Annotated in this window: 19 protein-coding genes and 5 pseudogenes; 18 read left to right on the forward strand and 6 right to left on the reverse strand. The window is 50.6% G+C overall.

Features of this window, described 5'->3' with window-relative positions:
• The first annotated feature begins 96 nt into the window (after positions 1–96).
• From QUE34_RS01235 to QUE34_RS01280, 11 genes and pseudogenes are all read left to right on the forward strand, one after another.
• The gene (locus QUE34_RS01235; RefSeq protein ID WP_103253941.1) at positions 97–813 is read left to right on the forward strand and encodes a hypothetical protein; all 717 of its coding nucleotides are present in this window, start codon (positions 97–99) and stop codon (positions 811–813) included.
• Positions 814–883: 70 nt separating this feature from the next.
• A complete protein-coding gene (locus tag QUE34_RS01240; protein ID WP_249896388.1) occupies positions 884–1,198 on the forward strand; it encodes a hypothetical protein in 315 nt (104 codons plus the stop codon).
• A gap of 24 nt (positions 1,199–1,222) precedes the next feature.
• Positions 1,223–1,995 (forward strand): annotated as a pseudogene (locus tag QUE34_RS01245) (phage late control D family protein); the annotation flags it as partial.
• A pseudogene (locus QUE34_RS28525) lies at positions 1,996–2,067 on the forward strand (hypothetical protein); the annotation flags it as partial.
• A gap of 141 nt (positions 2,068–2,208) precedes the next feature.
• Positions 2,209–2,910 carry a hypothetical protein gene (locus QUE34_RS01250; RefSeq protein WP_176262517.1) on the forward strand — a complete coding sequence of 234 codons (702 nt, stop codon included), beginning with the start codon at positions 2,209–2,211 and terminating at the stop codon, positions 2,908–2,910.
• Positions 2,907–3,293, forward strand: coding sequence for a hypothetical protein (locus tag QUE34_RS01255; RefSeq protein WP_094030461.1), 387 nt, complete (start codon positions 2,907–2,909; stop codon positions 3,291–3,293). The genes QUE34_RS01250 and QUE34_RS01255 overlap by 4 nt, the downstream gene beginning before the upstream one ends.
• 24 nt (positions 3,294–3,317) lie before the next feature.
• Complete coding sequence (locus QUE34_RS01260) at positions 3,318–5,537, forward strand: type VI secretion system Vgr family protein (RefSeq protein WP_105268722.1); 2,220 nt, start codon at positions 3,318–3,320, stop codon at positions 5,535–5,537.
• 32 nt (positions 5,538–5,569) lie between these two features.
• A complete protein-coding gene (locus QUE34_RS01265; RefSeq protein WP_103253938.1) occupies positions 5,570–6,001 on the forward strand; it encodes a DcrB-related protein in 432 nt (143 codons plus the stop codon).
• A gap of 30 nt (positions 6,002–6,031) precedes the next feature.
• Positions 6,032–10,453 carry an RHS repeat-associated core domain-containing protein gene (locus tag QUE34_RS01270; protein ID WP_105268721.1) on the forward strand — a complete coding sequence of 1,474 codons (4,422 nt, stop codon included), beginning with the start codon at positions 6,032–6,034 and terminating at the stop codon, positions 10,451–10,453.
• An 8-nt stretch (positions 10,454–10,461) separates the two neighbouring features.
• Positions 10,462–10,659 carry a hypothetical protein gene (locus QUE34_RS01275; protein ID WP_001542649.1) on the forward strand — a complete coding sequence of 66 codons (198 nt, stop codon included), beginning with the start codon at positions 10,462–10,464 and terminating at the stop codon, positions 10,657–10,659.
• A 45-nt stretch (positions 10,660–10,704) separates the two neighbouring features.
• Positions 10,705–11,319: an SMI1/KNR4 family protein gene (locus QUE34_RS01280; protein WP_103253937.1), complete on the forward strand. Its 615-nt coding sequence runs from the start codon at positions 10,705–10,707 to the stop codon at positions 11,317–11,319.
• 166 nt (positions 11,320–11,485) lie between these two features.
• Here QUE34_RS01280 and QUE34_RS01285 read toward each other — a convergent pair whose 3' ends face one another.
• Complete coding sequence (locus QUE34_RS01285) at positions 11,486–11,950, reverse strand: hypothetical protein (protein WP_105268720.1); 465 nt, start codon at positions 11,948–11,950, stop codon at positions 11,486–11,488.
• Between the two features lie 238 nt (positions 11,951–12,188).
• Here QUE34_RS01285 and QUE34_RS01290 point away from each other — a divergent pair.
• Positions 12,189–12,563, forward strand: a pseudogene (locus QUE34_RS01290) (ISAs1 family transposase); the annotation flags it as partial.
• 51 nt (positions 12,564–12,614) lie between these two features.
• Here QUE34_RS01290 and yafV read toward each other — a convergent pair.
• On the reverse strand, positions 12,615–13,385 hold the full coding sequence (yafV, locus tag QUE34_RS01295) for a 2-oxoglutaramate amidase (RefSeq protein ID WP_032302450.1): 771 nt from the start codon (positions 13,383–13,385) through the stop codon (positions 12,615–12,617).
• A gap of 180 nt (positions 13,386–13,565) precedes the next feature.
• On the opposite strand from yafV, the gene ivy reads away from it, so the two are divergent.
• Positions 13,566–14,012, forward strand: a complete 447-nt coding sequence (ivy, locus tag QUE34_RS01300) for an Ivy family C-type lysozyme inhibitor (protein WP_024212190.1) — start codon at positions 13,566–13,568, stop codon at positions 14,010–14,012.
• A 42-nt stretch (positions 14,013–14,054) separates the two neighbouring features.
• Here ivy and fadE read toward each other — a convergent pair whose 3' ends face one another.
• The gene (fadE, locus tag QUE34_RS01305) at positions 14,055–16,499 is read right to left on the reverse strand and encodes an acyl-CoA dehydrogenase FadE (protein ID WP_286338910.1); all 2,445 of its coding nucleotides are present in this window, start codon (positions 16,497–16,499) and stop codon (positions 14,055–14,057) included.
• A gap of 239 nt (positions 16,500–16,738) precedes the next feature.
• Here fadE and lpcA point away from each other — a divergent pair, with 239 nt between their 5' ends.
• A complete protein-coding gene (gene lpcA, locus QUE34_RS01310) occupies positions 16,739–17,317 on the forward strand; it encodes a D-sedoheptulose 7-phosphate isomerase (protein WP_000284050.1) in 579 nt (192 codons plus the stop codon).
• Between the two features lie 205 nt (positions 17,318–17,522).
• A complete protein-coding gene (locus tag QUE34_RS01315; protein WP_032302451.1) occupies positions 17,523–18,290 on the forward strand; it encodes a class II glutamine amidotransferase in 768 nt (255 codons plus the stop codon).
• On the opposite strand, the gene dpaA is transcribed toward QUE34_RS01315, so the two are convergent.
• The gene (dpaA, locus tag QUE34_RS01320) at positions 18,261–19,001 is read right to left on the reverse strand and encodes a peptidoglycan meso-diaminopimelic acid protein amidase (RefSeq protein ID WP_001225681.1); all 741 of its coding nucleotides are present in this window, start codon (positions 18,999–19,001) and stop codon (positions 18,261–18,263) included. The genes QUE34_RS01315 and dpaA overlap by 30 nt on opposite strands.
• 300 nt (positions 19,002–19,301) lie before the next feature.
• Here dpaA and QUE34_RS01325 point away from each other — a divergent pair, with 300 nt between their 5' ends.
• Positions 19,302–20,051 carry a C40 family peptidase gene (locus tag QUE34_RS01325; protein ID WP_000093943.1) on the forward strand — a complete coding sequence of 250 codons (750 nt, stop codon included), beginning with the start codon at positions 19,302–19,304 and terminating at the stop codon, positions 20,049–20,051.
• A 176-nt stretch (positions 20,052–20,227) separates the two neighbouring features.
• Complete coding sequence (rayT, locus tag QUE34_RS01330) at positions 20,228–20,725, forward strand: REP-associated tyrosine transposase RayT (RefSeq protein ID WP_032302454.1); 498 nt, start codon at positions 20,228–20,230, stop codon at positions 20,723–20,725.
• Between the two features lie 266 nt (positions 20,726–20,991).
• Here rayT and QUE34_RS01335 read toward each other — a convergent pair.
• Positions 20,992–21,395 (reverse strand): annotated as a pseudogene (locus tag QUE34_RS01335) (transposase); the annotation flags it as partial.
• Positions 21,396–21,467: 72 nt separating this feature from the next.
• Here QUE34_RS01335 and QUE34_RS01340 point away from each other — a divergent pair.
• Positions 21,468–22,645, forward strand: a protein-coding gene (locus QUE34_RS01340) for an IS3 family transposase (protein WP_269567449.1) whose coding sequence is annotated in 2 segments (ribosomal slippage) — positions 21,468–21,726 and positions 21,726–22,645 — 1,179 coding nt in all. Because the reading frame shifts where the segments join, the coding sequence is not laid out codon by codon here.
• Positions 22,646–22,661: 16 nt separating this feature from the next.
• On the opposite strand, the pseudogene QUE34_RS01345 reads toward QUE34_RS01340, so the two are convergent.
• Positions 22,662–22,871, reverse strand: a pseudogene (locus QUE34_RS01345) (IS110 family transposase); the annotation flags it as partial.
• Between the last annotated feature and the right edge of the window lie 146 nt (positions 22,872–23,017).

Raw genomic sequence — 23,017 nt, forward strand, 5'->3', positions numbered from 1 at the left:
TCTGTTGACTTCAGGCTACCCTTGGTCCCGTCTGCGTTGGTGGGTAAGCAAGCATCTTCAGGTTTATTGGATATATAGCAATATAAGGAGGTGAACATGGGTGACTCTCATGATGAGGCTATTCAGCAGGCATACGATGCTTATGACGACTTAATGCTGGATAAACGATATATCAGGGACAATGATGCCTGGGGAGATTTAAGAATTGACCGTGAAAATGGTGCAATCTCATTGTTGCTGAGATGGAAATATAATTGGATAAAAAGATGGGATGCAAAAACTGATTGGACAGATATGGAAAAAAAAGCCTTTCATGGAAAAGTTATTTTTGTCATTAATCAAACATGGAATAATAAGGTTTTTTTATCCGTTTCTGGGAAGTCTGAGTTTGTCAGTAAGTTTAATGGTAAGGATTTATCTTTCACAATAGAAATAATTCAGACTGATCGTCATGGGTATTGGGATGTGGTGGTGTTTAAAATTGATAATGATGATCCAAATAGTTTTCGTCAGAGTTCCATTGTCTGGAATAGTCGATACGTTGAACTTGACTCTAAAGATATAGTTGCAGCAGCTAAATGTCTTGGTTCATCAAAAGTTTGCTCTAAGCAAATGGGGCTGTCTCATGAGCTTGGGCATATTATTGGATATCTTACCGATGAATACTATAGTGATGATGCAGATAAAGCAACTACACCATTCTCCGGGGATGCCAGTGCGTTAATGAATATTGGTATGGAACTGCGCTCTCGTTATATGGGAAATGTCATTGAGCGGTTAAATAGAATGGTTCCGGGTTCTAATTTTTTGTGAAAAGCGTAAAAAAATGAAACTAATATACGCTGTGATTATTTTTTTGATAGTGGGTGGGGCGAAAAATAGCATGTCTGATATTCCTGGGTATGCTTATCTGAATGCGAGTGGTGTGTATAATGGAGTTGAAGAGAATGTTCTATTAAATAACTATGGTCAGCCAGCGTATGAATTTATAAAGCCTCGTTATAAATTAGTCGGTGAGTATTATATAGAGATTGAAAATGTCTATCGCTCAACGAATCCTGAATTCAGAAATATCCCCATCAAAGAAATGTTTTGGCATTTGCGGGGGGATTTAAATCTGACATGTTTTTTTCATTATAAAGATGGACAGTGGCGGGTTATTTCTTATTTTTTCTGGCCGCCGGGCGCAAAATTTTAATCCGATATTAAAGGAATAAATATCATGAGTTTTGTATCTACGGGTAATAAATCTGGCAGTAACGGTGGGCCAGCTATCTCCACGCCACCGATAGCCGGAGAAAGTAGTGCTGTAAGCGCCAGTTCAGCCGCAACCGATGTAGCTGATGCAGCCGAGCAGATGGCAGAACAGGCCGCGGCGGACCTGTTTGGTGCGTTGCCGGAACCGTCAGGTCTGGTTAAAGCCGCAGTAGCTGCTGCGCAAGCCGCAGCCGCCGCAGCAGGGATCTCGGATATGGCTGGTGCAGTTCAGGATGCGGCGGCGTCGCTTGCTGCCGGTGGTCCGGGGGGCATAACGTCACAGTAAGTGGTAGTGCGGTGCCGCCGCAGCTGCTTTTGTTTGCAGGCATGAATGGTTCGGAAGGGCTTGGAAACCTGTTTTCCTACATAGTACAGCTTAAAACCCCGGACACCCTGAACCTCGGATATGTCTCCCTCGCCGCCAACCTGCCGCTTCAGCCCATGGTAGGCAAAGACCTGTGCGTCAGTATCGAACTGGACGGTGGCGGAAAACGGTATATCAGCGGGCTGGTGACGGCGGCGAGGGTGGTCGGCCATGAGGGCCGTTCGGTAACGTATGAATTACGCATTGAGCCATGGCTGAAGCTGCTGACCCATACCAGCGACTACAAAGCGTTCCAGAACAAAACCGTGGTGGATATTCTCGATGAAGTACTGGATGAATATTCCTTTCCGGTGGAAAAGCGGCTGGTGGAAAATTATCCACCCCGCGCCTGGCAGGTGCAGTACGGCGAAACCAAGGCAGGGTTAAGACGTAAGATGATAAAAGCAGCCATGGACAGAAACTACCTCGCGTCAGTCCTTGCGGGGCGGGCTTTCGTAATCTTGCCCTGCAGTGAAGGACGGTATGTGGATGCGCTGCGGCTGAAGGGGCAATACTCGTAATATATAAAATAATATTTTTCCAGATAATATTTTCGATACAAACAATTAGTATTTAATGAGAGTAAAATGACCAAGCTTAAATATGATGAGAATAGTTTGCTGGCCGAATACTATGAAAAAACAAATATTGATGGCGATATCATTATACATAAGGATGGTAGGAGGACGTATTTATTAAATCAAAATACTGGTTCGATTACGGCTGTGATAAGATGGAAGTATGAGTGGTATAAAGATAATACCGTTACAGATGACTGGATTATATGGGAAAAAGCTATTTTTATGCGAGCGATATATTTATCTGTTCAGCAGGCATGGAATGGGAAAATAACTTATTCTGTTTCCGGTGAATCTGAGTTCGCTAAAAAATTTCAGGGTAAAGCTTTGCCTTTTGATGTAAGAATAATTTCTGCATCTCAGAATGAAGACTGGTTGGTTATTGCAACAAAGGTTTTGCCTGGTGCTGATTTAAGAACATATGTTGATTTTAAAAACAGTACGGTTCATGTTGATTCAGCGGACCTGGAAAAAGTAGCGAAATGTATTAACTGTAATAATACGTTGCAAGTAAATATACCTCATGAAGCCGGACATGTACTTGGTTACTTAGATGATGATTATGATTCTTCGTCTCCGTATGTTGGAGATATTAGTGGGTTGATGAATGTGGGAATGGAGCTTCGGGAACGATACCTTAAAAACGCAACTATAACGTTGAATGTCATAATGCCTGAAACTAAATTTACTTTATTGAATGTAACCAAATGAAATTTTTCTGTATTATAGTGATTTTCCTTTCAATAACTTACATAACTACAGTGAATGTTTTCTCGCCTTCTGCAGTTGCTCAATCCACCAAATATTATGAAGAAAATGATATACATGATGGAAGTAATGACATCTTTTTTATGAAGAAATATGGGCCGCCTGCTCATGAGTTCGTGAGGCCACGATATAAATTTGTTGGTGAGTATTATATCGGCTTGAATCAAACTTATCGCATAACAGATCCTGAATTTCAAAATGTTCCTATTAAGGAAATGTTCTGGAATTTGCAGGGGGATTTGAATCTGACATGTTGGTTTCATTATAAAGACGGGCAATGGAGAGTGATTACTTATATTTTTTGGCCACCAGGGGCTAGATTTTAATCCGGTATTAAAGGAGCAAATATCATGAGTTTTGTATCTACGGGTAATAAACCAGTTGGAAACGGTGGACCCGTCATCACCACACCACCAATAGCTGGCGAAAGTGGCAGTATGAGCACAGGTTCAGCCGCAACCGATGTAGCTGATGCCGCCGAGCAGATGGCAGAACAGGCAGTGGCGGACCTGTTTGGTGCGTTGCCGGAACCGTCAGGTCTGGTTAAAGCCGCAGTAGCCGCTGCGCAAGCCGCCGCCGCAGCAGCAGGGATATCGGATATGGCTGGTGCAGTTCAGGATGCGGCGGCGTCGCTTGCAGCCGGTGGTCCGGGGGCGCATAACGTCACAGTAAGTGGTGGTTCGGTGCCGCCGCAGATGCTGCTGTTCGCAGGCATGAATGGTTCGGAAGGGCTTGGGAATCTGTTTTCCTACACAGTACAGCTTAAAACGCCGGACGCCCTGAACCTGGGATACGTTTCCCCCGCGGCCAACCTGCCGCTTCAGCCCATGGTAGGCAAAGACCTGTGCGTCAGTATCGAACTGGACGGTGGCGGAAAACGGTATATCAGCGGGCTGGTGACGGCGGCGAGGGTGGTCGGCCATGAGGGCCGTTCGGTAACGTATGAATTACGCATTGAGCCATGGCTGAAGCTGCTGACCCATACCAGCGACTACAAAGCGTTCCAGAACAAAACCGTGGTGGATATTCTCGATGAAGTACTGGATGAATATTCCTTTCCGGTGGAAAAGCGGCTGGTGGAAAATTATCCACCCCGCGTCTGGCAGGTGCAGTATGGTGAAACCGACTTCGATTTCATCCAGCGCCTGATGCAGGAGTGGGGAATCTACTGGTGGTTTGAGCACAGCGAGAACTGCCATACGCTGGTGCTGACGGATGCCATCAATGGTCATAAAGCGTGCCCTGACTCGCCACTGGTGGAGTGGCACCAGGAAGGGCTGAAACTGGACAAAGAATTTATCCACACCATTACGGCCAGTGAGAGACTGCGTACTGGAAAGTGGGTGATGGACGATTTTGATTTTATGAAGCCTCGTTCGCTGCTTAAAAGTACCGTGGCTAGTCCGCGTAATACCGGTCATGCTGAATATGAGCATTATGAATGGCCTGGTGATTACTTCACTACGGGCGAAGGTGAGATGCTGACGCGCATTCGTATGGAAGCGCAGCGCAGCCCCGGCAGCCGGGCACATGGGGCCGGTCATATCCGTACCCTCATGACCGGGTACACCTTTACGTTGATGAATCACCCGACGGCAGAAATTAATCAGGAATATCTGTTGGTACAAACCACGCTGTTTTTACGGGACAACGCGCAGCACAGCGGCCAGGATCAGCATTTTACCTATGTCACCACGTTTGAACTGCATCCCACCCGCGAAGTTTACCGCCCACAACGAACCCTGAGCAAACCCCACACCAAAGGCCCGCAGAGCGCCATCGTCACCGGCCCGGTAGGGCAGGAAATCTGGACGGATAAATATGGCCGGGTGAAGGTGCAGTTTGGCTGGGATCGTTACGGTAATAATGACGAAAACAGCTCCTGCTGGATCCGCGTCAGCTATCCGTGGGCGGGTAAAGGATTCGGCATGATCCAGATCCCGCGCATCGGCCAGGAAGTGCTGGTGGATTTCAAAAATGGCGACCCGGATCTACCGATTATCGTGGGGCGCACCTACAACCAGGACACCATGCCGCCGTGGGGGCTACCGGGCATGGCGTCGCAGAGCGGGATATTCAGCCACTCGTTACAGGGGGGGCCGACCAACGGAAACATGCTGCGCTTTGACGATAAAACGGGGGCGGAAGAAGTGAGGTTTCTTGCGGAGAAAGATCTGAATACCGTCGTGAAAAATAACGAAACACACACGGTAAAGGCAGATCGGACGAAAACCATCATTCATAACGAAACATCCACGGTAAAAATCGACCGCACGGAATTTGTTGATGGTAAGCATACCGAAACCATCAAAGGCAACCGGAATATTACCGTAACGGAAGGCGACCAGTCTCTGACGGTGAAAACGGGTAAACGCGAGGTGACGGTAGAAACGGGAACCTGCACGGAGACGGTAGAAGGGAATATCACCATCACGTCAAAAACCGGGGCGATACACCTTACCGCAGCAACGCAGATAAAGTTGACTGTCGGAAAAAGCACTCTTGTTATGAATTCAGACGGCACTATCACCCTCGATGGACCCACCCATCTGGCGCTAAATCCACAGTAATCCATTTCATTAATTTTCAGGGAAAAATAACAATGCAATATCTCATTAATGAAGGGCATTTCACTCTGCCGGGAAACTGGCAGGACAGCAGTATGAATATTCTGACGCCAGTACTAAGTGCGGTTGCCGGAGCAAATGTAGTTGTCACTCGTGAAATATTGCCGGAAGGCGCGCAGTTTGATGACTATCTGGCGGTGCAGAAAAAGAAATTCCGTACCGAACTGTCGAAAATGGTGTTCACCGTAGAAGAACGCTGTCATGTGCAGGAGCGCCCGGCGGAATACTGGGAATTTAGCTGGGATAACAAGGGGGTGATGATACAGCAGTTGCTGCTGGTAATCCTGAACGAGCGACAAGTACTGACGCTGACCTATTCCTCAACGCAGGCGCTGGCAGAGGAGGATCGTAAAGCGATGCGGGGAGCATTATTGAATTTTTGTTTTGGAATGCCACAGGATAAATAACCCAGCCAGTTCAGCGGGAAGGACGAACAGATGACGGAAAAAAGCGCGCAGGAGAAGTTAGCGGAGCTGGATCAACGGGACAGTAATGCCGAAACAGTGGAGAGTATTGCTACCACAGGACATATTGCCAGTACTGGAATAATGGCTGTCAGTATGGTGGGAGCAACGGCAAAGGTAGGACTGGCAGCCGCAGCAGCAAACACCTGTGCAGCCGGAATAGCCAAAGCTGTTGCAGGATTTGGAGGCCCTTTGATTGCCGGACTGGTTGGCGGGATGCTGGGGGGATGGCTGGGCACCAAAGCAGGTGACTGGTTCATGGATACCTGGGGTAAAGATCACGCAGTTTCCGGCCCAACAGATATACCTGCGTGTGTGGGTCATCACATTGTTCATAACAATTCCTTTCTGGGTGCTATTGGTGGGTTAATCGGTGGACTTATTGTAGGGATTGCAGTGGGAGCTCTGGTTGTCGCTACAGGGGGCGCGGCATTGGGTGTGCTGGCTGCCACCGTTGCTGCCGGGGCCGGGGGATTAGCTGGTGGATTTGTCGGTGGCGCAGCGATGGTAATTGGTTCCCGCTGGGCATCTGAAACCGGACAGATTGTAGAAGGCTCTCCTAATGTTTTTTTTGAAGGAAAAGCGGTAGCTCGCGTCACTGATCCGGTTGAATGTAGTAAGGATCCGGGCAGTCCTCCTCCACAGATAGTGGAAGGGAGCAAAATTATTTCCGTCAACAGCCTGCCGCTGGCGCGTAAGGGCCATAAAATTACCTGCTCGGCAGTTATTCAGGAAGGATGTAAAACCATTACGGCTGATAAGACGACCGGACAGTATGGGCCGATTAATGCCGATATGACGGTGCTGGAGCAATCTGTTGTATCAAGTCTGGAAGTGTTAACAGCTCTATGGGGAGCAAAGCAGTTAAACAGAGCCGCAAATGAGCGTATCAGTCAGGGGTTCAGCGATCCGGTGGATACCGGAACGGGTGAATATCTGGATTACCGAACTGATTTCAACTATCCGCATATTTTACCGCTGACGCTGAAACGTGCTTATACAGGCCGACATCCGGTTAGTGGTTTGCTGGGCAGTCGCTGGTTGTGTAACTGGTCGCAGTTTCTGGAGTTCGATTGCAACGGGAAAAACGTCACCTACTTTGATGCTGAGGGGCTATGTCTGGCCTACTCCACGGAGCAGGCACCATACAGTAGCCGTAACCTGCTTGTCCCGCACTATCGCCTCCTGGGAAACCGTGAGCGGGCTATTATCTTCGACGAATACTCACAATTGGGTTATATCTTTACGCCCATCTCCCCCGGCGCACGCCGCCTGCGGCTAACGGCAATAAAAGACCGCAACCGCAACGAAATTCGCTTCACCTATAACGTCATCGGCCAACTGACAAACGTAACCCACAGCAGCGGCCTGAATCTGCGGGTGATGTGTGGCCCGCAGGGGCAGATATTCCGTGTGATCGACGAGTCAGACGGCAGCGAGCTGGTGCGCTATGACTATATCAGTCACGGCGATGAACAGCGACTGAGCGATGTGCAGACCCGCTTTAATGGCGCGTTGCATTATACCTATACCGAACAGGGCTGGCTGAGTTCCTGGCGCGACAACGGCCCGACGCACTTCCACCTGCGCTATGACGATGAAGGCCGGGTGACTGCCACAGGCACACAGGAAGGCCTGTATAACGACACCTTCCGCTACTTCCCGGAGGAGCGCAGAACCGATTACACCGATGCCACCGGAGCCACCACCACGCTGTGGTTCGATGAGTCCTGGCTGCTGAAAAAACAGCGTGACCCGCTGGGGCGTATCACTGAATGGGAGCGTAACGAATACGACCAGCCGCTGTGTATTCGCCAGCCGGGTGGGCGCATTACTCAGATAAAACGCGATTATGCCGGGCGTATCCTGAGCGAAACGGACGAGAACGGGCGTAAACGTGAATGGCAGTGGGATGAATTTGGTCAGGTTACGGCATACCAGGACCACCGCACCACGGCGGCGTACCATTATAACGCCGAAGGGAATCTTATCCGCCGGGAGGTGAACGGGCAGAACTGGCAGTACCGTCATACCGAAGACGGTCTGCTCAAGGAGATACAGTACCCGGACGGCAGCCACGAACAGTGGAGCTACAGCGCTCACGGTGGCCTGCTTTCCCATACCGATGGTGAAGGCCGCACAACCCATTACACGGAAGACCGCTGGCTGCGGCTGACGGGGCTGGTGGATGCTGAAGGGCGCAGCGTGAACTGGCAGTACCGCCCCGGTGCCGATAACCCGCATGAGAAACTGAGCGCAGTAATCCGGGCCGACGGTGGCGCTGAAACCTTCCGCTATGATGGTGAAGGCAAAATCACTCTCCACACCGGGGCCATGGGCCAGACCACGCGCTACCGCCACGGGGCATTTGACCTGCTGCGGGAAGTGGAGGACGCGGGCGGGCAGCGGATACTTTGCGACTACGATGGTGCCGCAAGGCTCACGCAGCTTACGCGCAGCGGCAACCAGCAGTGGCGGCTGTACTACGATGCGGCGGGCCAGATGGCCGGGGAGGAGGACTGGTCGGGACGCAGAACCGTCTATATCCGTGATGAACAGGGCCGGCTGGCAGAAAAACACCGCCCGGACGGCAGCGTATGGCGCTATGCGAGGGATGAATATGGCCGGGTGGCGACCATCAGCGGCGAGCATCAGAAACTCAGCTATCAGTACGACCGCCATGACCGGATGGTGAGTGCGCAGGTGTATGAGCGCAGCGACGGCAGTGAAGCAGGCTATACGCTCACCAGTGAGGTAAAACTGGAGTGGGACGAACGCCATCGTCTGGTGGCGGAAGAGCAGGACGGCCAGCGCACGGAGTACCGTTACGACGAAGCCGGAAGGCTGACTGGCACCACAACGCCGGACGGGGAAACACAGAGAGAATACGACGCTTCGGGCATTCTGACGGGCTACCGCAGCAACGGTCACCGGATGGACTTCAGTCATTCCCCCGCGGGCCTTGAAAAAAATCGGCGTTACCGCCCGGAGGATGAGGAAAGCTGGCTGGCGCAGACGCCGCTGAACCATGCGGTCTATATGCAGGAGCAGGGATACGACACCTGCGGACGTACGGCATGGCAAAAACAGGGCGCAGAGCGGCTGGCAGGCAGCCACCAGAGCGTGGCATCGTGGCGACCGCTGGGCGAACACCGTTACGCGTGGGATAAATCGGGCCGCCTGACCGGGCATGAAGTGTGGTCGAAAACGCGTACGGAGCGGGAAACGCGCTACCAGTACGATGCCCGCGACCAGATAACCAGCGTACTGCGGCTGGACGCCAGTGGTCCGGCACAGGAAGAGCGCTACCGCTATACGGTCAATGAGCAGATAGCGGAAAGCCGGATAAACGGTATTCTGTCGCAGCACCAGTACAATAATGAATGTGTGAACCAGGCCGGTGACAGCCGCTACGGATACGACGCCTGCGGCAGGGTGACAAAGCGCACCGACCAAAAACTCGGCTTTCGCCCGCAGGAGTGGCGCTACCGCTGGGATGACTTCGACCGTCTGCGCGAGATAAAGACACCAGATGGTGAAGTGTGGCAGTACAGCTACGACGCCTTTGGCAGACGAACGGCAAAACGCTGCGTTATCCGGGCAGCGTGGAAACGAAGCCCGCACGCCATCAGCGAAGTACGCTACCAGTGGCTTGGGATGGCGCTTTCCACAAGTGAGAAACGCTATGCAGACGGCAGCCCGGCGCTACGGGAGCAGTGGCACTACCGGGGCAGATTTGAACTGCTGGCGAAGGAAAGCCGGGCGGCGAATGATGACAGAAGTTATTTTTACCCGGTAGTGACCGGCCCGGACGGCGCGCCGCAGGAGATGTACTGCGCGAACGGGCGGAAGGTGTGGACGAAACACCGCAGCCTGTGGGGGCTGGCTGCAAACGACTCGCCGGACAGTGAGCGTGAAAGCTGCGATGCGGGCTTCATGGGCCAGTGGCAGGATGAGGAGAGCGGGCTGTGGTATAATTTACACCGCTACTACGACGCCGGGACGGGGCAGTATTTAAGCCAGGATCCGCTGAAACTGAGCGGCGGGCTGGATACGCAGTCTTATGTGCATAATCCGGTGGGTTGGTGCGACCCGTGGGGGCTGGCAGGTGAAAAATGTCCTACCCAAATGAAAACCATCATAGAGGAGGATTTGGCGGCGAAGAAGGGGGATGCGCTCAAAGGAAAACAAGCTGAAGCCTATGATGCTATTAAAATTATGCTTTCTCGTGGTGAGTCAGGAAAAAACCAGCATTCTTTACATGGTGATTTAAAAGGGAAATCAGCAGCCGACTTACCAGGAAGTGGTAAAGGAAGAGGGGGAGATAGAGTTTTATATTCTGAAACAGAAAATGAAATAATTATTCATGATATTGTTGATTATCATAAAAAATAGGAGGAGATATGACTTGGAATTATAGAGTTATGCAATTTAAAGGGGAGCTTGCTATCTATGAGGTATATTATAATGAAGCAGGTAAGGTTTGTGGATATAGTGAAAAACCAGTGTCTCCGCGAGGTGAATCCCTTGAAGATTTGCGAGAGAATCTTCTTCGTTATTCAGAAGCATTAGATGAGCCAATTCTGGATTATGAAAATTGAAACTGTGCTTAATGATTCTATACTGAATCCAATAGGGAACTGACAATGTCTATTGATATGATAAAGAAAATAATTCCGCCACCAGCAGTTATTAATGAGAAAATAACTACTTATTGGGGACGGTTAGAATCTGAACTCGGTATTCAATTGTCTAATGATTATAAAAACCTTATTGACGATTATAATGGCGTCAATGACTGGCGGAAAGCAGAGTCTAGGCTAGGTATTTTGTTGCCAGAAGATTATAAATCCTTTATTGATGAATATGGGATAGGACGAATAAATGGGTTCCTTTGGATCTTTAGCCCGTTTGTTGATAATCCATATATTAATTTAATCGAGCAAGCAAAGGAAATAAATTCGGCTCTTGCTGAGGTCAAACTTCATGGCGAAAAATTCCCATACAATTTTTTTCCATCGGAAGATGGTGTTCTCCCGTTTGGTATAACTGATAGTGGAGAGGTTTTATTCTGGAAATTAGAAAAAAATTGTAATTGGAAAATAGTTATAAATGAAAGTCGTGGACCTCTTTGTGATGAATTTGACTTAGGGTGGGCAGAGTTTATGGTTGAACTGCTATCAGCACGACTAGAGTCTTTGGTACTACCGAAAAAGGAATTTGCCCGTGTTGCTGATTTTAAATCACTTACGGATATATGAGTTTAATTACATCAGCTACGGAACATCAGTTCATCTACGATGCGGACTGTGACTGACAGAGGAACCGCGCGCGGATGGTCTGGCAGGAATGTTTGCGCTGAATGTATGCGGGTATTCTCCCGGATCTCTGCCTGCACTTACAGGCGAGAATCCGGGGATATCCATCTTATGGTTCGATCAGATCTTCGATAAAGACCACGCCATCAGCAGTATGCAGCCAGCGTGGTGCTTTCAGTTTTGCTGCAAAGAACCAGACCAGTTCGCACAGTAATCCAGTAAGGGATTGTTGTGTTTCCGATCCCTGCGCCCGTTCCGTCAGAAGCTGGAGCAACGTCAGGCAATACTGACACAACTGTTCTGCATCTGGTTCAAAGCGCGGAAACGACGTCGGCAAATCATCAAGCGTCAGGCTGTCCACCAGATGGGACGGAATCGGCTCGTTCAGCGTGGGATGCAGAATGGCGAGACAGGCGCGAAGACGCCTATATAGCGCCATTTTCAGCGCCGGATCGTGACACTCTATAAGAGTTTCAGCGAAACGATCGCAGTGATCGGCCAGGTCAGTTAAATCGGTGGCAGAACTGAAAGGAATGGACAGTAAATCATAATCAGGGGGGAGGATTGTAGCCATAAGGCAACCTCCACTAAGTGATTTTAATACCGCCAACGGAGAGGCTAATCTCACGGGTGGCGGAACCAGACGAGGTTAGCCTTACCGGCCTTAGCAGGGAAAGATCACGTAACGCTGCTTTTTTGTACTAAACAATTCGCATTTTATGTTTAAAAATTGAGATATTCCTCATTACCTGAAGCTGTTTTTTATTGCTTATACATGATCAAATACTCCTTACATAATTAAGGAGAACAAAATGGAACTTAAAAAATTGATGGAACATATTTCTATTATCCCCGATTACAGACAAGCCTGGAAAGTGGAACATAAATTATCGGATATTCTACTGTTGACTATTTGTGCCGTTATTTCTGGAGCAGAAGGTTGGGAATATATAGAGGATTTCGGGGAAACTCATCTCGATTTTTTGAAGCAATATGGTGATTTTGAAAATGGTATTCCTGTTCACGATACTATTGCCAGAGTTGTATCATGTATCAGTCCTGCAAAATTTCACGAATGCTTTATTAACCGGATGCGTGAATGTCATTCTTCAGATGACAAAGACGTCATCGCGATTGATGGAAAAGCACTTCCACACTCCTATGATAAAAGTGGTCGCAGGAGAGCGGGCTTTCGTAGTCATACCCCAACTCTCCCCGGCCCTAAACACAACCCCCACTCACCACAACCTAAACTCATCCGCATCCTGCCATGCCGGAAACTTTTCTCTATATTCCCGTAACACCGCCATCGACAGCTCCGCATCAATGCGCGTTGCCTGATGCGCGTCGGCAGTAGCGATAATCTCGCCCTGTGGATTAATCACCCGGCTGTCACCGCGATAATGGCAGCCGTTGCCATCGCTGCCGACGCGATTACATCCCGCTACATACGCCTGATTCTCAATCGCGCGGGCTGTCAGCAATGCCTGCCAGTGCAGAGAGCGCGGAGCAGGCCAGTTGGCAACGTACAGGGCGAGGTCATAATCGTTGAGATTGCGCGACCACACCGGAAAACGTAAGTCGTAGCACACCAGCGGCAAAATACGCCAGCCGCGCCATTCCACAATCACTCGCGCATTGCCCGCTTTATAATGCAGATGCTCATCTGCCATTCGGAACAGATGACGCTTATCATAAAAATGTACCGTGCCGCCCGGCTCAACCAGCAAAAAGCGGTTAACCGAACCAGACTCCGTTTGTAATGCAACACTGCCTGCAATCAGCGCATTGCACTGCTGCGCTTTAGCTGTCATCCAGTTCACTACGTCATCTTGTGCTAGCGACGAAGCTGCCGCTTCCATGGCAAAGCCGCTGGTAAACATCTCCGGTAGAACGATCACATCGCGCCCGGTAATACCTTCCAGTTGACGATCAAAATGACGCAGGTTGGCAGGACCATCCATCCACACCAGTGGTTGCTGTAAAAGCGTAATCTTCAAACCAGGCACGGTGTACAACTCCTTTATGCGAAGGGTTTTATAACTCTAACACCTTATCAGGCAGTTGCCTTAGCGCAGAATAAATTGATAACAAATGCTGATATTGGAAATATCTGATTTGCAAATTATCGTGTTATCGCCAGGCTTTAGGAGGTTAATAACATGGGCAGGATAAGCTCGGGAGGAATGATGTTTAAGGCAATAACGACAGTCGCCGCACTGGTCATCGCCACCAGTGCAATGGCGCAGGATGATTTAACCATTAGCAGCCTTGCAAAGGGCGAAACCACCAAAGCTGCGTTTAGTCAGATGGTGCAAGGGCATAAGCTGCCTGCCTGGGTGATGAAAGGCGGTACTTATACCCCCGCACAAACCGTGACATTGGGAGATGAGACGTATCAGGTGATGAGCGCGTGCAAACCGCATGACTGTGGCTCGCAACGTATCGCTGTGATGTGGTCCGAGAAATCTAATCAGATGACGGGGCTGTTCTCGACCATTGATGAGAAAACCTCGCAAGAGAAACTCACCTGGTTGAATGTGAATGATGCGCTTTCGATTGATGGTAAAACGGTGCTATTCGCGGCGTTGACCGGCAGCCTGGAAAATCATCCGGATGGCTTTAATTTTAAATAATTAGCGGATAAAGAAACGGAGCCTTTCGGCTCCGTTATTCAATTATGCGGCTTCAACTTTCCGCACTTTCTCCGGCAACTTTACCGGCTTCGTCGCCAGCTCTTCCGGATCAAAGTCATCAACGTTAATACTGCGCAGACGACTCTCTTCAGCTTTCACAAGAATAGCGGCTTCATCTTTATCAATCAGCCCCTTCGCCAGCGCGTTATGCGCCAGTTCATCCAGACGGGTAAACGGCAGGTTTTTACCCAGCTCTTTACAGATCCGCTGATGAATTGGGTCGGCGGCAATCACATCCACCAGCGCCTCTTCCAGTAAACCAACCGGGTTATGCTCGCTCGGGGTCAGGTACTGACCGCGACCAATACGTGAACGGGTGGCGTTCGGCACTTGTAAAATCTTCGCCACCTTATGATCCAGCTTGTCAGACGGTGCCAGATAATGACGTCCGGTCGGGAAGATCACCACATTCAGCAGCCCGGCAACCACGCGGTTCGGGAAGTTTTGCAGTAAATCATCCATCGCCTGTTCAGCCTGATACAGCGCATCCTGTACGCCCCAGTGCACCAGCGGCAGATCGGCTTCATTACGGCCTTCGTCGTCATAACGCTTCAGAACGGCAGAGGCGAGGTAAAGCTGGCTTAAAATATCCCCCAGACGTGCCGAGATACGCTCACGACGTTTCAGGCTGCCGCCCAGCACAGCCATCGAGACATCAGAAAGCAGGGCGAGGTTGGCACTCAGGCGGTTCAGGTGCTGATAATAACGTTTAGTGGCATCGCCGGTTGGTGTGCTGCTGGTTAAACCGCGCGTCAGGCCCAGCCAGAAGCTGCGAACTTTGTTACTGCCGACGTGGCCAATATGTTTGAACAGCAGTTTATCGAACGCGTTAACGTCATTGTTCTTCGCCGCTTCCATCTCTTCCAGCACGTACGGATGGCAACGAATCGCTCCCTGACCGAAGATCATCATGCTGCGGGTCAGAATGTTGGCCCCTTCAACGGTGATGGCAATCGGTGCGCCCTGGTAAGCTCGTGCCAGGAAGTTGCTCTGACCGAGCATAATGCCTTTACCCCCGGTGATATCCATCGCATCAATAATCGACTGCTGCCCACGGTGGGTACAATGATACTTAACGATAGCCGACAGCACGGCAGGTTTTTCACCGAGCATAATTCCGTAGGTAATCAGCGATGCCGCAGCATCCATCACGTAGGCATTACCGGCAATACGCGCCAGCGGCTCTTCAATCCCTTCCATCTTACCGATAGAGATTTTGAACTGACGGCGAATGTGCGCATACGCGCCCGTTGCCAGTGCTACCGATTTCACGCCGCCGGTTGAGTTGGAAGGTAGGGTGATGCCGCGGCCCACGGAGAGACACTCCACCAGCATCCGCCAGCCTTGCCCGGCCATTTTTGGTCCGCCGATAATGTAGTCGATCGGTACGAAGACATCTTTACCTCGCGTCGGTCCGTTCTGGAACGGTACGTTCAGCGGGAAGTGGCGACGACCAATTTCCACGCCTGGCGTGGTGGTCGGGATAAGTGCACAGGTAATGCCTAAATCTTCTGCGCCACCCAGCAGTTTTTCCGGGTCGGAAAGTTTAAACGCCAGCCCAAGCACGGTCGCAATTGGCGCGAGCGTAATGTAGCGTTTGTTCCAGGTCAGTCGCATCCCCAGCACCTGCTGGCCCTGCCACTCGCCCATGCAGACAATCCCGGTATCCGGGATAGCGCCCGCATCGGAACCCGCTTCCGGGCTGGTCAGTGCAAAGCAAGGGATTTCCTGACCACGCGCCAGACGCGGCAGATAGTGATCTTTCTGCTCATCAGTGCCGTAATGTTGCAGCAGCTCGCCCGGGCCTAATGAGTTCGGCACGCCGACGGTAATCGCCCGGATCCCGCTCACGCCGGAGAGTTTTTGCAGCACACGAGACTGGGCATAAGCCGAGAACTCCAGCCCGCCGTACTCTTTTTTGATAATCATCGCGAAGAAACGATGCTCTTTAAGGTACGCCCACAACTCCGGCGGCAGATCCGCCAGCTCATGAGTAATCTGGAAATCATTCGCCATCCGGCAGGCTTCTTCTACCGGGCCGTCGAGAAACGCTTGCTCTTCTGCGGTCAGGCGCGGCTGCGGATAGTTATGCAGCTTTTTCCAGTCCGGCTTACCCTGGAACAAGTCGCCTTCCCACCAGGTAGTGCCTGCATCAATCGCTTCTTTTTCAGTGCGTGACATCGGTGGCATCACCTTACGGAATCCACGAAATACCGGCGCAGAAATCATCGACTTACGCATAGGCGCAAAGTTAAACGGTACGAGGATAATGGCCAGAGGCACCAGTACCCACGCCGACCACAGACCAGCGACGCCGAGGGCGGCTGTCCAGGCGAGCAAAATCAGACTGCTGATAAATAAGCTCACGCGGTGATAGAACAACGCGCCGAGCAGGACAACCGTAGCGAGAATACTCAAAATCATCATAACGAAAAGCCCCTTACTTGTAGGAGGTCTGACCACTTGTGATGATATGGTTGTAGTGGATGTAAAAATATTTAGCAATGTGTTTACAATATAATTACAACAAAGCTCACATTGTTGCTGTTTTTATCCGCACTTCAGGTCAAAAAGTCCTGGTCATCGCACCTGCCCGTACTTCTCGCTTTTGGCGGTATCCGGTACACTGCATTTTGTCTATTACATTTATGCTGAAGGATATCCTCATGTACCAGGATCTTATTCGTAACGAACTGAACGAAGCGGCGGAAACGCTGGCTAACTTTTTAAAAGATGACGCCAATATTCACGCCATTCAGCGCGCGGCGGTCCTGTTAGCAGACAGCTTTAAAGCCGGTGGCAAAGTGCTTTCCTGCGGCAACGGCGGTTCCCATTGCGACGCCATGCACTTTGCCGAAGAGTTGACGGGGCGCTACCGTGAAAACCGTCCGGGCTATCCGGCGATTGCCATTTCTGACGTTAGTCATATTTCCTGCGTCGGTAACGATTTTGGTTTCAACGATATTTTCTCCCGTTACGTTGAAGCGGTAGGTCGCGAAGGCGATGTACTGCTGGGGATCTCCACTTCCGGTAACTCTGCGAACGTGATCAAAGCGATCGCAGCGGCGCGTGAGAAGGGGATGAAAGTGATCACCCTGACCGGTAAAGACGGCGGCAAAATGGCTGGCACGGCGGATATCGAAATTCGCGTTCCACACTTTGGTTATGCCGACCGCATTCAGGAGATTCACATTAAAGTGATCCATATCCTGATCCAGTTAATTGAAAAAGAGATGGTTAAGTAAGTCTGGCGTAGGCTGGATAAGGCGTTTACGCCGCATCCGGCACTTGTGCGCTGATGCCTGATGCGACGCTGATGCGTCTTATCATGCCTACAAATCTGTACCCGAACCGTAGGCCGAATAATGCGTTCACGCCGCATCCGACCTGAAAATTCTTAAATCAATCTTCGCCGGGGGCCATGCGCCCTCGCTGTTGTGGAGGTTACCCATGTGCGAATTGCTCGGGATGAGCGCTAACGTCCCTACCGATATCTGCTTTAGTTTCACCGGTCTGGTGCAGCGTGGTGGTGGAACCGGGCCACATAAAGATGGCTGGGGCATTACCTTTTACGAAGGTAAAGGCTGTCGCACATTTAAAGATCCGCAACCCAGCTTTAATTCCCCTATCGCCAAACTGGTCCAGGACTATCCAATCAAATCCTGCTCGGTAATTGCTCATATTCGCCAGGCGAATCGGGGCGAGGTGGCACTGGAAAATACTCATCCGTTTACCCGCGAGTTATGGGGGCGTAACTGGACTTATGCCCATAACGGACAACTGACGGGCTACAAATCACTGGAAACTGGCAACTTCCGCCCGGTAGGCGAAACCGACAGCGAAAAAGCCTTCTGCTGGCTCCTGAATAAATTAACGCAGCGTTACCCGCGCACACCGGGCAACATGGCGGCAGTGTTTAAATATATCGCCTCACTGGCGGATGAACTGCGGCAGAAGGGCGTTTTCAACATGCTACTTTCGGACGGACGCTATGTAATGGCGTATTGCTCGACCAATCTGCACTGGATCACCCGCCGCGCGCCGTTTGGCGTGGCAACGTTGCTGGATCAGGATGTGGAAATCGACTTCAGCTCGCAGACCACACCGAATGATGTGGTCACGGTGATTGCGACACAGCCGCTGACGGGCAATGAAACCTGGCAAAAGATTATGCCAGGCGAATGGCGCTTATTTTGCCTCGGGGAGCGTGTAGTTTGATGCCAGCTGTGGCTGCACCACTTCATGGCTCAACGGTTTGCTGACGACGTAACGGCCATTGACCACAGAAACGGTCGGTGGCTTACGGGTCTGTTCAAAGTAGTCGTAGCCCGGCTTCAGTTGCTCCCAGAAGTCCTTAAAGTTGGAATATTTATGGCGCTGCATGTTGGCGTCGGTCATGCGGAACGGGTAAATACTTACCTGCACACTCGGCTGACCAAACACCAGCGCGCCGGTAACGAACTGGAAGATCTCATCAATACCTTGATTGGTCATCGCGTAGCAGCCGATGGAAACACAATCGCCGTGGATCATCAGGTATTTCCCTTCATAACCATGCGCACGGTCATAGGCATTGGGGAATCCAATATTAATCGCTTTGTAGTAACGGCTGTCTGGTTTTAACTGATTACGCTGGACGCTATAAAACCCTTCCGGGCTTTTGAAATCGCCCTGACGCTGTTTTGGCCCTAAGCCGCCGGAATATTTACAGATTTTATAGCTGTCGAGCAGTTGATATTGCTCGCCCATTTTGACGTAGAGATCGAGCGTACGTTCTTCCTTGAAGATCTGGATGTAGACAGGGGATCCCATCAACTGCTGCTTATACTCTTTGCTCACTGGCGTGGTCGAGCTACTGCTGCCCAGCAAACCGGCAAACGAAACGCACGGGATCAACAACATCGCAAGAATTAATGCGATTTTACGCATACTGCTTATTCCTTGATAAAACGGTTACACACGCCAGGACGGCAAAATGGATCCCAAATCGGAATAGTCTGGATTTGGAAGGCTCACATTATCACCAAAAGAGTTTTACGCAAGCCTGTCGGCGCAGGGTTTACAAATTTAGCACAAGGGCAGTTTTCATTAGTCCGAAAAGCGCATGTATCATTTATTTCCTAAGATTATGAAACCTCAATAGTAATATGCAAATAAGCAATTAATAATCCCGTTTACTCCTCCGGTCTTTTAAAATTCTCACCTTCATTCAGCCGGTTTATGTCCTTCATGTCTTCGTTCTTGCTCGGCAGATTTCTGCATCCAGGCGTGTTTTCGTTATGCGTTTTGCTCCCTTTACTCGCCAGCGCCACCACATCACATATCTCTTTCAGCTACGCCGCCCGCCAGCGGATGCAAAACCGTGCGCGTTTATTAAAACAGTACCAAATTCATCTGAAAAAGCAGGCCAGCTATATTGTGGAAGGCAATGCTGAAAGCAGAAGGGCACTGCGGCAACACAACCGCGAACAGATAAAACAGCATCCAGAATGGTTTCCTGCGCCGCTCAAGGCGAGTGACAGACGCTGGCAGGCGCTGGCGGAAAACAATCATTTCCTCAGCAGTAACCACCTGCATAATATCACCGAAGTGGCGATTCACCGTCTGGAGCAGCAGCTTGGCAAGCCATACGTCTGGGGTGGCACGCGACCCGATCAAGGCTTCGACTGTAGCGGGTTGGTTTTTTATGCCTACAACAAGATCCTCGAGGCGAAACTCCCGCGCACGGCCAATGAGATGTATCACTACCGTCGGGCAACCATTGTGGCAAATAACGACCTGCGCCGGGGAGATTTGCTGTTTTTCCATATTCACAGCCGCGAGATTGCCGACCATATGGGCGTGTATCTGGGAGACGGTCAGTTTATCGAGTCGCCGCGCACCGGGGAAACCATTCGGGTAAGTCGGTTAGCTGAACCTTTCTGGCAGGATCACTTTTTGGGCGCGCGCAGGATTTTGACAGAAGAGACGATTTTGTAGGGCGGATAAGGCGTGTACGCCGCATCCGGCGGTTATGCGCCGATGCCTGATGCGACGCTGGCGCGTCTTATCATGCCTACGAGTCTGCGAATATTTTGCGAGCCGCTTTCCCGATATAACACACCCGCATTGTCGACTTTTCCTTTTCTTCTTACCGTTGAGAAAAAGGAGTCGCTATGTCTGAATATCGTCGTTTTTATATAAAGGGGGGAACATGGTTTTTCACGGTAAATTTACGGAATCGTCGAAGCCAACTTTTGACCGCTCAGTTACAGATGCTCCGTAACGCCATTATTAACGTTAAGCGAGACAGGCCTTTTGAAATTAACGCCTGGGTCGTTTTGCCGGAGCATATGCACTGTATCTGGACATTACCCGAAAGCGATGATGATTTTTCCTCGCGCTGGCGGGAGATTAAAAAGCAATTCACCCATGTTTGCGGATTGAAAAATATCTGGCAACCGCGTTTTTGGGAGCATGCCATCCGCAACACCAAAGATTATCGCCATCATGTTGATTATATTTATATAAATCCAGTAAAACATGGCTGGGTAAAGCAGGTAAGTGATTGGCCATTCTCAACGTTCCATCGTGATGTCGCGAAAGGGTTATATCCCATCGATTGGGCGGGGGACGTAACGGATTTTAGTGCCGGAGAGCGTATCATTTTATAATTGTGCACCGATGCCTGATGCGACGCTGGCGCGTCTTATCATGCCTACAAACTGCACCCAACCGTAGGCCGGATAAGGCGTTTACGCCGCATCCGGCGGTTGTACGCAGATGCCGGATGCGCTTACGCTTATCCGGCCTACAAATCTGTGCTTTAACAGTAGATACTGTTACGGCCTGCAAGTTTTTTCCTGGTCCAGTCTCCCGGATTGCAGGCATGCCAGACACAGCGCCGTCAGGCGCTGTTGTTTCATCCCTTCCGCGATTTTTACGCAGCTACCGGATTATGCCGTGACGCATCGAACGGCACGCCTGACTTCAGCACTCCATACGCCACCTGTGCCAGCTTGCGCATCATCGCGCCGAGAATCACCTTTCCTTTCTTGCCATTAGCCGCCAGACGGTCACGGAACATCCGTCCCCACTAGTCTTACTGGTGGCTACCATTGCAGGCATATACAACGCCCTGCGAAGCGACACATGTCCGGCTTTACTCAACCGGCTTGCCCCTCTCACACTACTGCCTGATTCATAACGCCGTGGTGTCAGACCCGCAAAAGCGGCGAACTGTCTGGCATGGGCGAAACGGTCCTTCAGACCAATTTAAGCCAGCAATACCGCAGATGTTTTTTCTCCGATACCCGGGATGCTTTCCAGCAGTTTCCTGCGGTGTGTAGTGGCACAGTAAATTTGGCCACCTGATTAAAGGTGATATTCTCACCTCAACACAAAACAGGTGACTTAATGAACAAGAAAACCAAACGTACTTTCACCCCTGAGTTCAGGCTGGAATGTGCACAGCTGATTGTTGATAAGGGCTATTCATATCGACAAGCCAGTGAGGCGATGAATGTCGGTTCTACCACGCTTGAGAGCTGGGTACGTCAGCTCAGGCGAGAGCGCCAAGGTATTGCGCCCTCTGCAACACCCATTACCCCTGAACAGCAACGTATTCGCGAGCTGGAAAAGCAGGTTCGCCGACTGGAGGAACAAAATACGATATTAAAAAAGGCTACCGCGCTCTTGATGTCCGACTCACTGAACGGTTTACGATAGTTTCCAGACTGAGTGACAGCCACTCAGTTGTCAGCCTCTGTTCCGCACTGGGAATACACCGTAGCAGTTACCGGTACTGGCGAAAACGACGCGATACGGTTAATTCGGCTCGCGTCAGGTTGTGCAGCGAAATACGCCGGGCATGGAACCAGAGCCGGGGCTCTGCAGGCGCGCGCACGCTGGCTGAAATGCTGACCCAAAACGGCGTCCCGATGAGCCGTTATCGTGCCGGACGGCTGATGAAATACCTGAACCTGAGCAGTTGTCAGCCCGGAAAACATCAATACAAAAATGCCTGTCAGGAGCATACGTGTTTGCCGAATCTGCTCGAGCGTCAGTTCGCTGTACCGGAGCCAGACAGGGTATGGTGCGGAGATATTACGTATATCTGGGCAGGAAATCGCTGGTGCTATCTGGCGGTCGTCATGGATCTTTTTGCCCGCAGGGTTATCGGCTGGAGCCTGTCAGCGAATGCCGATACTGCACTGATAAGCAGTGCCTTGCGGATGGCGTATGAGGTGCGTGGTCAGCCGCGGGACGTCATGTTCCATAGCGACCAGGGAAGTCAGTATACAGGACTGAAATATCAACAGCTTCTCTGGCGTTACAGGATAAAGCAAAGTGTCAGCCGACGGGGAAACTGCTGGGATAACAGTCCTATGGAACGCTTCTTCCGCAGTCTGAAAACAGAATGGGTGCCGACGGATGGTTACGTAGGCAAGGACGAGGCCCGGCAACAAATTAGCGGTTATATCCTGAATTATTACAATAGCGTCAGGCCTCGCCATTACAACGGTGGGTTGACGCCGGAAGAATCAGAGAACAGATACCGTTTTTACTGTAAAACCGTGGCCAATATTACTTGACCACTACAAGGCACTCTGCGACAGGTTCCATATAGGTGCCGGTCGCTTCGATGCAGATATGCGCATGGCCAATCTTGTGACCTTTCAGCCAGCTCACCAGCTCATCGTGCCCTTTAGTGGTGTTAGCGAATTTTTTGGTGCGATGACGACCATCAGGACGCAACACATCGACATCCAGTTTCTCTTTAGCGGTGTCGATACCGATATAATGAAGTTCATGTTCCATAGTGAAACCAACCTTGCAAATACGGATTACCGGGAAAACCGGTCCATGATACTGTCCGGTTTATCACTTTGGGAGAAAGGCAGTCCGCTGCATAAATCTACCGCGCAGGTTAGAACCCAAGGCCGGATACGGCATGCGGACTGCAG

The organism is Escherichia sp. KS167_9B (genome assembly GCF_030295215.1).
Taxonomy (GTDB): Bacteria; Pseudomonadota; Gammaproteobacteria; order Enterobacterales; family Enterobacteriaceae; genus Escherichia; species Escherichia coli_F.

Excerpts from the sequence above, each read along its gene's own strand:
- QUE34_RS01235 (WP_103253941.1), top strand. The coding sequence starts at position 97 with ATGGGTGACTCTCATGATGAGGCTATTCAGCAGGCATACGATGCTTAT.
- QUE34_RS01240 (WP_249896388.1), top strand. The coding sequence starts at position 884 with ATGTCTGATATTCCTGGGTATGCTTATCTGAATGCGAGTGGTGTGTAT.
- QUE34_RS01250 (WP_176262517.1), top strand. The coding sequence starts at position 2,209 with ATGACCAAGCTTAAATATGATGAGAATAGTTTGCTGGCCGAATACTAT.
- QUE34_RS01255 (WP_094030461.1), top strand. The coding sequence starts at position 2,907 with ATGAAATTTTTCTGTATTATAGTGATTTTCCTTTCAATAACTTACATA.
- QUE34_RS01260 (WP_105268722.1), top strand. The coding sequence starts at position 3,318 with ATGAGTTTTGTATCTACGGGTAATAAACCAGTTGGAAACGGTGGACCC.
- QUE34_RS01265 (WP_103253938.1), top strand. The coding sequence starts at position 5,570 with ATGCAATATCTCATTAATGAAGGGCATTTCACTCTGCCGGGAAACTGG.
- QUE34_RS01270 (WP_105268721.1), top strand. The coding sequence starts at position 6,032 with ATGACGGAAAAAAGCGCGCAGGAGAAGTTAGCGGAGCTGGATCAACGG.
- QUE34_RS01275 (WP_001542649.1), top strand. The coding sequence starts at position 10,462 with ATGACTTGGAATTATAGAGTTATGCAATTTAAAGGGGAGCTTGCTATC.
- QUE34_RS01280 (WP_103253937.1), top strand. The coding sequence starts at position 10,705 with ATGTCTATTGATATGATAAAGAAAATAATTCCGCCACCAGCAGTTATT.
- QUE34_RS01285 (WP_105268720.1), bottom strand. The coding sequence starts at position 11,950 with ATGGCTACAATCCTCCCCCCTGATTATGATTTACTGTCCATTCCTTTC.
- ivy (WP_024212190.1), top strand. The coding sequence starts at position 13,566 with ATGTTTAAGGCAATAACGACAGTCGCCGCACTGGTCATCGCCACCAGT.
- fadE (WP_286338910.1), bottom strand. The coding sequence starts at position 16,499 with ATGATGATTTTGAGTATTCTCGCTACGGTTGTCCTGCTCGGCGCGTTG.
- lpcA (WP_000284050.1), top strand. The coding sequence starts at position 16,739 with ATGTACCAGGATCTTATTCGTAACGAACTGAACGAAGCGGCGGAAACG.
- QUE34_RS01315 (WP_032302451.1), top strand. The coding sequence starts at position 17,523 with ATGTGCGAATTGCTCGGGATGAGCGCTAACGTCCCTACCGATATCTGC.
- dpaA (WP_001225681.1), bottom strand. The coding sequence starts at position 19,001 with ATGCGTAAAATCGCATTAATTCTTGCGATGTTGTTGATCCCGTGCGTT.
- QUE34_RS01325 (WP_000093943.1), top strand. The coding sequence starts at position 19,302 with ATGTCTTCGTTCTTGCTCGGCAGATTTCTGCATCCAGGCGTGTTTTCG.
- rayT (WP_032302454.1), top strand. The coding sequence starts at position 20,228 with ATGTCTGAATATCGTCGTTTTTATATAAAGGGGGGAACATGGTTTTTC.